A 2,130-nucleotide genomic window follows, 5' to 3' on the forward strand; every position below is an offset into this window, starting at 1 on the left:
TATCAAAGAACTTGAAAAGTTAAAGAAGGCAGTCGATAATGAATTTTGTCCAATTGAAATTTAATTATAACTATCAAAGAGAACCCTATGACCACCTCACAAGTAACCTACCAAGGCGATCTACGCACCACTGCTATTCATCTGCAATCAAACAATGAAATTATCACCGATGCGCCAACTGATAATCAGGGCAAAGGCGAGGCGTTTTCACCGACTGATTTATTGGCGACTAGCTTAGGCAGTTGTATGCTAACGATTATTGGTATTAAAGCTCGCGACATGGGTATCGATGTTGCAGGCACTACGAGCGAGGTGACCAAAGTGATGGCCGCTGATCCAAGACGCGTCAGTGAAATATATGTCGAGATCACTTTTAATCAACAATTAGATGATAAAACGCAAAAAATATTCTATAACACTGCGCTCACGTGTCCGGTTGCTAAAAGCATCCATCCTGATATTATCCAAAAATTGACTATTAAATCTGCTTAAATTCTTTGATAAGGTGATCGATATGACTACCAAAACTTTACTTATCGTTGCTCATGCGCCATCGCCAAATACAGAGAAATTAGCGCAAGCCGCTTATAATGGTGCTAGTCATCCTGACATAGATATCAATGTCATTCTTAAAGCGCCGCAAGATACTCAGCCTGAGGATGTGCTCGCGGCTGACGCGCTGCTGCTTGGTACAACAGAAAATTTGGCCTATATGGCAGGATTGACCAAAGACTTTTTTGATCGCTGTTATTATCCTGTACTTGAGAAAAAGCAGGGTATGCCATTTGCGTTATATATTCGAGCAGGCCATGATGGTACGGGTACTAAGCTCGCTATGAAGACAATAATAACAGGCTTGCGTTGGAACCAAATCCAAGAAACCTTAATTTTAAAAGGGGATTGGCAAGATGGTTTTGCTGAGCAAGTCGAAGAGTTAGCGATGACACTAGCAGCTGGATTAGAAGCGGGAGTTTATTAGCTTATTGCTGTTTGGTTTGTCATCATTATTAATATCAACGCTTTAGCAATCAAGATATATAAGGATATTAACCATGTTTAATGAGGACTCAGATAGTAACCAATCTATTGCCCCTGCTGGATTGCCATTTTCTCAAGCGTGTGAAAATAATAAGCAGCCCATTTTAGAAGTTTTGCAAAAAGAGCTGCAAGATGCGAATCATGTATTAGAAATTGGGTCGGGAACGGGGCAACATAGCGTTTATTTTGCACCGCGATTGGCACATTTAACCTGGCAGACCAGTGATGTGTTAGCACACCATGCCATCATCAACGCTTGGCATACGGCTTATCCTGCGACCAATTTATACGCGCCGTTAGCTTTTGATTTGTCTTGTGATTCAGTGCCAGCTAACCAGACTGTCAATACCTCCTACGATGCGGTTTTTACCGCCAATACCTTACATATTATTTCGTGGTCTTTGGTTGAAAAGCTATTTGAATTGGTTGGAGACTTCTTACCCTCAAATGGTAAGTTAATCGTTTATGGCCCATTTAACGACAATGGCCATTATAGCAGCGAAAGTAATCGTCAGTTTGACCATAGTTTACGGCAGCGTGATAGCAAAAGTGGCATCCGTGATTTGCAAGGAATTATAAAAGTAGCAAAAGAGCACCATTTATTATTATCACATCAATATGCGATGCCAGCCAACAATCAGATATTGGTGTTTCAAAAGAAATCGTAAAATAGAGTGGTTTTTAGGACGAGCAAATAAACTGCACCATCAAGACGTTATTTTATTCTCCCGCCTTCATATCTACTCTTATCATCTCATTTTTAATCTCCTAAATTAACACACCAAGTGTAACGCTCAGTTATCAATAATATAGAACGTTAAAAGTGTTTTATATTACCTCTAACTTGCTTAATGCTTAACCAAATATCAACATGCTTAACCATATACGTGACATATCTGCGGCAGTTTTTGAGTAATATAATTGATGAGCACTATTAATGCTTTCTCATTTTTTAATAATTAACCGTGCCATACACAGAAAATTAAACGACAGTTGAAGTCAAAAACATCTCCAAGGATATAAGAACTGTGTCAGCGCGCCTTTAATGGTCTATCTATAGTCCATTCTACTCATTAGCCAGCTAGGATATTT

At 39.3% G+C, this 2,130-nt stretch carries 3 protein-coding genes; all 3 read left to right on the top strand.

The genetic code is table 11. From position 1 onward, the window contains the following. The first annotated feature begins 87 nt into the window (after positions 1 to 87). The 3 genes from ACT3TU_RS14020 to ACT3TU_RS14030 all read left to right on the top strand — a co-directional run bounded on the left by ACT3TU_RS14020 (position 88) and on the right by ACT3TU_RS14030 (position 1,706). On the top strand, positions 88 to 492 hold the full coding sequence (locus ACT3TU_RS14020) for an OsmC family protein (protein ID WP_444784516.1): 405 nt from the start codon (positions 88 to 90) through the stop codon (positions 490 to 492). A 22-nt stretch (positions 493 to 514) separates the two neighbouring features. Continuing rightward, positions 515 to 979 (top strand): flavodoxin family protein, encoded by a 465-nt coding sequence (locus ACT3TU_RS14025; protein ID WP_444784517.1) that lies wholly within the window; start codon positions 515 to 517, stop codon positions 977 to 979. Between the two features lie 73 nt (positions 980 to 1,052). Continuing rightward, a complete protein-coding gene (locus tag ACT3TU_RS14030) occupies positions 1,053 to 1,706 on the top strand; it encodes a DUF938 domain-containing protein (RefSeq protein ID WP_444784518.1) in 654 nt (217 codons plus the stop codon). Positions 1,707 to 2,130 lie beyond the last annotated feature (424 nt).

The organism is Psychrobacter sp. AOP3-A1-26 (assembly GCF_052378235.1).
Classification (GTDB): domain Bacteria; phylum Pseudomonadota; class Gammaproteobacteria; order Pseudomonadales; family Moraxellaceae; genus Psychrobacter.